3 protein-coding genes are annotated in these 6715 nt (G+C 55.8%); all 3 read left to right on the top strand.

Going from position 1 to position 6715, the window contains the following annotated elements:
* Positions 1-36 precede the first annotated feature (36 nt).
* On the top strand, positions 37-5052 hold the full coding sequence (locus HMPREF3148_RS02355) for a DEAD/DEAH box helicase (RefSeq protein WP_070508623.1): 5016 nt from the start codon (positions 37-39) through the stop codon (positions 5050-5052).
* Positions 5053-5334: 282 nt separating this feature from the next.
* Positions 5335-5574 (top strand): hypothetical protein, encoded by a 240-nt coding sequence (locus HMPREF3148_RS02360; protein WP_070508621.1) that lies wholly within the window; start codon positions 5335-5337, stop codon positions 5572-5574.
* A complete protein-coding gene (locus HMPREF3148_RS02365; RefSeq protein WP_070508622.1) occupies positions 5571-6560 on the top strand; it encodes a putative toxin-antitoxin system toxin component, PIN family in 990 nt (329 codons plus the stop codon). The genes HMPREF3148_RS02360 and HMPREF3148_RS02365 overlap by 4 nt, the downstream gene beginning before the upstream one ends.
* Positions 6561-6715: the final 155 nt, after the last annotated feature.

Raw genomic sequence — 6715 nt, forward strand, 5'->3', positions numbered from 1 at the left:
AAGTGGAGAACTCATGTGTAGTCCATAATGGACACCATGTCTGCTTTCGGTGAAGTCCTAACCCAGCTCCGTGAAAATCAGCCTCAAGGCTCGTACGGCATTAAGTTCGAGAAATTAATGGTCAACTACTTCCGAACCGATCCCGTCCTCCAGGATCAGTTCTCGGAAGTCAGCCGGTGGAGCGATTGGGAGTTTAACGGCGGTAAGCAAGACACCGGCATCGACCTGGTTGCCCGGCGCGCCGATGACGACGCGTGGGTTGCCATCCAGTGCAAGTTCTACAAGCCGGATACCTATATTCAGAAGCGTCACCTCGATTCCTTCTTTGAGGCATCCGGACACTCGTTTACTACAGACAAGGGCACAGAATCCTTCGCACAGCGGATCATCATCTCTACATCGGAGCGATGGTCAAAGAATGCTGAAGCGATGCTGGAGCACCAGCTCATCCCGACCAACCGTATCGGCACGGCAGCGATTGCAGAATCCCCTATCAACTGGGATGTGACCTTCCCGGGTTCTGAGATCGAAATTAACCTCACCCGGCGCGAGGTTTTCTCCCCGCGTCCACACCAGCAAGAAGCGATCTCGAAGGCTATCGCAGGCTTTGAAACACACGACCGTGGAAAGCTCATCATGGCGTGCGGTACGGGAAAGACGTTTACCGCCCTGCGTCTGGCGGAGCAGTATGCGGAAAACAACGGCGGGCGTGCCCGCGTCCTCTTCCTCGTTCCCTCCATCTCCTTGCTCTCGCAGACGTTAAAAGAATGGACCGCACAGAACCAGGAGCACCTGCCTCTGAAGTCCTACGCAGTCTGTTCGGATACGAAGGTCTCCAAGAAGGCTGAAGACATTGCCTCCTATGACTTGGAGGTTCCGGTCTCTACCAACGGCAAGAACATTGCCGAGCGCACCGCGCAGGGCAAGCGTCGTGCCGGTATCAACGTCATCTTCTCCACGTACCAGTCCATCGAGGCCATTCACGAGGCCCAAGCGGAGTACGGCATGGATGACTTCGATCTCGTGATCTGCGACGAGGCCCACCGCACCACCGGCGTCACCCTCGTCGGCGAAGACGCCTCCAACTTCGTGAAGATTCACGACGAAAAATACATCAAGGCCAGCAAGCGTCTCTACATGACCGCGACTCCCCGCCTGTTCGATGACAACGTAAAGGGCAAGGCCGAGGAACATTCCGCAGAGCTTGCCTCCATGGATGACGAGGCCATCTACGGTCCAGAGTTCTACCGCCTCGGCTTCGGCGAGGCCGTGGACAAGGGTCTGCTCACCGACTACAAGGTCCTCGTCATGACGGTCGAGGAAGATATCGCCGCTGACGTCCTCGCCGCCAACCCCACCAACGAAATCAACCTCACCACTGCCTCTGCCATGATCGGCGCGTGGAACGGACTCGCGAAGCGTTCGGGTGCCGAGCAGGACACGAAGTCCGGCTTCGAGGCCAATGCACAACCCATGCTCCGCACCGTTGCCTTCGCCAAGGACATCAAGGCCTCGAAGACCATCCAGGAGACCTTCCCCACGCTCATTCGCCAGTACCAAGAGCAGCTCAAGGACCACGCGGCAACCAACGACGTCAGCCTGCTCAACATCGATCTCCAAGTAGCCGTGGAGCACGTCGATGGCACCATGAACGCCCTCGAGCGCGGCAACAAGATCTCGTGGCTCGAGTCCTCCATCCCCGAAGACGAGACCCGCATCCTTACCAACGCTCGCTGTCTCTCCGAAGGTGTGGACGTCCCCGCCCTCGATAGCGTCATCTTCTTCCACCCACGCAATTCCATGGTCGACGTCGTCCAGTCCGTCGGCCGCGTCATGCGCAAAGCCGAGGGCAAGGACTATGGCTACATCATCCTGCCCGTCGCTATCCCGCCGGGAGTATCCCCGTCCCAGGCGCTCAACGACAACACGCGCTTCCGCGTAGTCTGGCAGATTCTCAACGCCCTGCGCGCCCACGATGACCGCTTCAACGCTAAGGTCAACTCGATTGCGCTCAACGAGAAGGTCGAGCTGCCCATCGATGTTCAGCCCGTATCGAACCCGAAGCCAGACGATAAGCCTGCCGACGACGATCCGGCCATGGCCAAGAATAGACTCAATGCTTCCGATGTCTCCCCAACCGGCCAGTCCGAAGCTTCCAGCGAGCAGGAACTCACAGCGGAGCAGATGACTCTGTTCTCCCTCGAAGCCTGGCAAGAGGCCATGTACGTCAAGCTCGTCGACAAGGTCGGTACGCGTACTTATTGGGAAGACTGGGCTGACGATGTCGCCACGATCGCCGAGGCACAAATCGCCCGCATCAAGGCACTCATCAATGCCGCGGACGACACCATCCGCAAGGAATTCGAGGTCTTCATCGAGGGCCTGCGCGGCAACCTCAACGACTCGATCACCGAGGACGAAGCGATCAGCATGCTCTCGCAGCACCTGATCACTGCCCCGGTCTTCAACGCGCTGTTCACCGAGCACGACTTCGCCGCGCACAACCCGGTCGCCCGCGTCATGCAGCGCATGGTCGACGCATTGTCCGACGCCAAGCTCGAGTCGGAGACTGAATCCCTCACCAAGTTCTACGAGTCCGTGCGCGTGCGCGCCTCCGAGGTCTCCTCCGCATCTGGCAAACAGCAAGTGATCAAAGACCTCTACGAACGATTCTTCCGCAAAGCCTTCAAGAAGCAGTCCGAGGCCCTCGGCATCGTCTACACTCCAGTCGAAATCGTCGACTTCATCCTCCGCTCCGCCGATCAAATCTCCCGCTGGCACTTCGGCAAGGGCCTTACCGACGAAGGCGTCCACATCCTCGACCCCTTCACCGGCACCGGCACGTTCATGGTCCGACTCCTCCAGTCCGGTCTCATCGAGCCCGACGGCCTCGCCCGCAAGTACGCGACCGAGCTCCACGCCACGGAGATCATGCTGCTCGCCTACTACGTCGCCGCGGTCAACATCGAAACCACCTACAACGCCCTCCAAGCCGAACGCGCCCAACGCAACAATGAGCCTGAACCCGCGTACGTCCCCTTCGACGGCATCGCACTTGCGGACACTTTCCAGATCCACGAAGAAGGCGACATTCTCGACCTCAAGGTCTTCAAAGAAAACAACGCCGCCATCCAGCGGCAGATTGATGCGCCAATTAACATCATCATCGGCAACCCGCCCTATTCCGTGGGTCAAACGAGCGCGAACGATAACAACCAAAACCTCAAATATCCGTCACTCGACCGCCGCATTGAGGAAACTTTCGTGGCCAACTCATCGGCTTCGTCTTCGCGCACCGCTTACGACTCGTATCTTCGGGCCTTCCGCTGGTCCATCGATCGGCTCGGTACGCACGGTGTCATGGCTTTCGTTTCCAACGGCGGTTGGCTCGAAAGCAATAGCTCAGATGGAGTGCGTCATTCCTTTGAGGATGAGCTCAGCGACATATACGTGTACAACCTCCGCGGCAACCAACGTACAGCCGGCGAACAGTCCCGCAAGGAAGGGGGCAAAGTCTTCGGCTCCGGAAGTCGAAACACCGTAGCTGTAATCATCGCCGTTAAACGTGAAATCCCCGACGATGTGTGTATCCACTATCGCGATATCGGTGACTACCTCAGTGCAGACGAAAAACTTGCGATTGTTGATGGCTCCACGCTCGATAATGTCGATTGGCAAATTATTGAGCCCAATATTTACGGGGACTGGCTCAATCAGCGCGATGAGGACTTCGAGACGTGGCCGGTGCTTGGAGACAAGAAGGACAAAACTGCTAGGACCTTCTTTAAAAAATATTCGTTGGGACTTGCATCCGCGAAAGATGCATGGGTTATTAATTCCAACCTTCAAACTGTGGAAAAGAATGCAAGTCGACTAGTAAATACGTTCGAAAAGGCCAGGGTACAGTTTCATTCGACTAATCTTTCCGTCAGCGACCAATCCGCTCCATCGGAGTTCCTCGCGCAGCATGCGTCGGAATTCTTAGCCAAGGACAAATTCTCTTGGGACGACGTCCTGCTTCGCAAGCTCAAGAATAATATTTCTATCAGATTCGAACCGCAAGGGTTTGCCCAAGGCACCTACCGACCATTCTTTAGCCAACACTTTTATTTCGACGCATCCTTGAATCAACGCCGTTATAGTCTTGCATCCATCTTCGTCCCACCGGAACACCGCAGCATCGGTATCGCTGTAACAAGCCCGAAACCAAATAGCAATTTCTCATCACTGGCACTAGATACCATTCCAAGTCTCGATTTGTTCGGCCAGACGACCCAGTTCTTCCCACGTTGGGCTTGGGAACCCCTCGAGACGCCGGAGGGTGAGCTGGACTTTGGGATGGGGGCATCGAAAGGCTCGGAGCCTGGTACCGAAGGAGAAATCCTCGACGGGTACCGCCGCGTGGACAACATCACGGACGAGATTCTTGGGATTTACCGCCAGGCGCTGGGCTCGGATGTAACGAAGGATGACATCTTCTACTTCGTGTACGGGCAGCTGCATGACCCCGGGTACCGGGAGAAGTACGCCGCGGACCTGAAGAAGATGCTGCCACATATCGAGACTCCAACATCGCGGGCGCGGTTCGACCAACTGGCTGCCGCCGGCCGGGAACTCATGGATCTGCATGTGAACTACGAGGACGTGGAACCGTGGCCGGTGACAGTGGATCTGAAGGCATCGGCAGACGAGTCCGACCGCGAGACGTGGCGCGTGCAAAAGATGAAGTGGGCAAAGAAGAAGGACTCGGAGACGGGTAAGAACGTCAACGATGTTACGACTCTCGTCTACAACAAGTCCGTGACCATCCGCGATATCCCGCCGGAGGCGGACGAGTACATGCTCGGCTCGCGGTCTGCGCTGGCGTGGATTATTGACCGGTACCGGGTAAAGAAGGACAAGGCATCGGGAATCGTCAACGACCCCAACGACTGGGCTGACGAGGTAGGAAATCCGCGGTACATAGTGGATCTCATCGCGAAGGTCACGCGTGTGGCGGTGGAGACGGTGAGGATTGTGGAAGGAATCAGGGAGGTTGGCGAAGATAAGTAGCTCTGAGGGACGTGCCATCGATTTAACCGGGGTTAAGCCTGCTCCTCAGTACAGCGCGAGCGCTTCCTCTTTCTAGTCTCTAAAAGAATAATTTCAAGGCCTCCAATTCTGCTCGGAAAGACAGAGTATGTCTCGCACATGCAGGTGACTGGCCGAGGCCGAGGCCTTTCGCGGGCTTTTTAATGAATCTCGTCGGAGGCTAGCTGTGTGTCGTAATGTCAGGTAAAATAAGCTCCAACTTTTGACTCAGACCTTCGCCGATTATGAAAGGTGGGTAGATCCATGAATCGTAAAGATGCAGCACGTAAGCGTCTTCTTGAAAACGCTCAAAAGTCCGCCGCCTCTGTCGAAGTACTTAGCGACAACGAACTTGCTACAGCAGCCTACCGCCGGCTTCTCCGCACAATCGATGCTCAATCTGAGCCCCTTGATCCCGATGCTGCGGAAGCGCTTGCTCATGAAGAAATCGCCACTATGCGAATGGAGAAGAGGATCCGTACCGCCTTGGGGGCAGGTAAGTGACCGAAGAGCTTCAACAGATAGCAGCACACAGAAAGTTGCGTCTGGTTGTTGATACTAACCTCTTCATATCGTCTTTGCTGTCACCTCGCGGCTCCGAGCGCGCGCTGATTGAAGCATGTTTCGCAGGAAAATTTGAGTTGCTCTACTGCGAACACCTTCTCCAAGAAATTGAAGACGTTATTTCTAGAGAAAAATTTCGGAAGCGCTTCACTGTAGAAGAAGGCCTATCCCTCATCGATGCCATCGCCCTTGTCGGGACAGAGGTTCCGGACCGCGCGGAGCAAAAACTACCGCGAATCTGCGATGACCCCGATGACAATTTCCTTTTCGCTCTCTACGAAGACGGTAACGGAGACCTCCTTGTTAGCGGTGACAAAAAGGTCCTCAAAGCCGCAGCCAGCGCACTTTGGATTACCAGCGCCGATGGCAAAATGGCAGCCACTCTCCTAGAGGATAGGAAGGCTTGGGGATCCGAACTTCTCAGAGGCGATAGTGAGAGCGGACGGGAAGCTATCGAAGCAGCGGGAAATCGGGCTATTTTCAACGCCGCCAATTTCCTATTCGAGGTAGTAGAGGGCATTAAGTCTAAAAAATTTGACCGTGAACTGCTCGCCCAAGCTGTTGTCCCCGGCACCGCAAGTGCATGGCTTGATGACTTCGAATCCGCTCAGTCATTGTTAACGAACCGCGCATTCGGTACTCATCCGATTATCATCTCGCCCGAGATTGTTGCCGTCAAACTGGTGCCTGATCTTGGAGATTCCTACGTCGCACTGCGGCCGACTACACCGATCGAAAACGCCGTTTTCCTCACACTTGAGCGTTGCCCAGACCTTCTCGATAACAAAGGGAACGACGCTCTCGGCCTTGATGGTTGGAGAGCACACAGCATAGGGCCACGATTCTTACAGCCCAATGAAGTCCGGCCTCCAACGGACGCAGTACGCAAGCAGGCAGTTCAGTCACTACGCGGTTCGCGAAACTAAGCAAGACCCAAGAAACAGATCACCATGATTTTCGAGCCCTTTGGAATCTCTCACGCGCACACCTTTCGTTAATTTTTGTGACTCTTCCGGAAGAGCCCCAAAACGACGACCACCCCGCCTGACTGCCGGTTCGTCGTAGTTGGTACCGGTAATCC

The sequence above is a fragment of the Corynebacterium sp. HMSC05D08 genome (assembly GCF_001807215.1).
Classification (GTDB): domain Bacteria; phylum Actinomycetota; class Actinomycetes; order Mycobacteriales; family Mycobacteriaceae; genus Corynebacterium; species Corynebacterium striatum.

What these genes read in the sequence shown, in the direction of transcription:
- HMPREF3148_RS02360 (WP_070508621.1), top strand. Translation starts at nt 5,335, where the DNA reads ATGAATCGTAAAGATGCAGCACGTAAGCGTCTTCTTGAAAACGCTCAA.
- HMPREF3148_RS02355 (WP_070508623.1), top strand. Translation starts at nt 37, where the DNA reads ATGTCTGCTTTCGGTGAAGTCCTAACCCAGCTCCGTGAAAATCAGCCT.